Raw genomic sequence first — 708 nt, 5'->3', positions numbered from 1 at the left:
CGTTCTATCATTGGGTGGAGGCGGCGGGACTTGAACCCGCGTCCAGAAAACCTACATCCAAGGCGCTACATGCTTAGTCTTTCTATTGTTTAACCGTTTGAACTCCGAAAGACAGGATCCCACACGGTGAGTCCGGTACTGTTTCGCGGTTCACCCCCAGACAGGGTTCCCTCGCTAGCACGATGTGAGATGACCATCAAATCCACTGCCCATGTGCAAAGCGTGTGGTAGATGGCTAGCGGCATTAAGCGGCTAGAGCGTAGTTATCGTCGTTTGCAACTATAACTTTGCGGCTTTTTACGAGGCCAACCGCCCCTCGGCATGCTCCCAGGGTTTCGTGAATCCTGTCGAATCCAGAAGCTCCCTGCACCATCCATGCGTCAACTTGCATCCTGCTTCATCCCTGTTCAATCCATGATATCTCCATGTACTCAAAGTACTTCCCTATCTCTTGGCGTTCCTTATACCAAGCTTGCTCTTTCCTGAGCGGTTCCAACATCATCCGTGAAATAGGTTCAATTGCGTCCTTTCTGCTGCACTCCTTGTGCCATTGCAATCCTGTGCAATTAGGCTATCTATCCGTGATAGTCTATCCCTCCGTGGTTCGTATCGCTTTCATCCTGAAAGTCTCTCCTTACTACTCCTTAAGTGTTTATCCACTAAACACTGCTCAGTCATCCTGACCGCTAACATCCTGTTATCTGTAGT

At 49.6% G+C, this 708-nt stretch carries 1 other RNA gene; it reads right to left on the bottom strand.

The window, feature by feature from the left end:
- Nucleotides 1-12 precede the first annotated feature (12 nt).
- Nucleotides 13-365: a transfer-messenger RNA gene (gene ssrA / locus LQE90_RS12315) on the bottom strand.
- Nucleotides 366-708: the final 343 nt, after the last annotated feature.

It is taken from the genome of Paraeggerthella hominis, assembly GCF_021044775.1.
GTDB lineage: Bacteria > Actinomycetota > Coriobacteriia > Coriobacteriales > Eggerthellaceae > Paraeggerthella > Paraeggerthella hominis.
The sequence above is the reverse complement of the archived record's forward strand: the minus strand, read 5'-3'. Positions and strand labels throughout refer to the sequence as shown.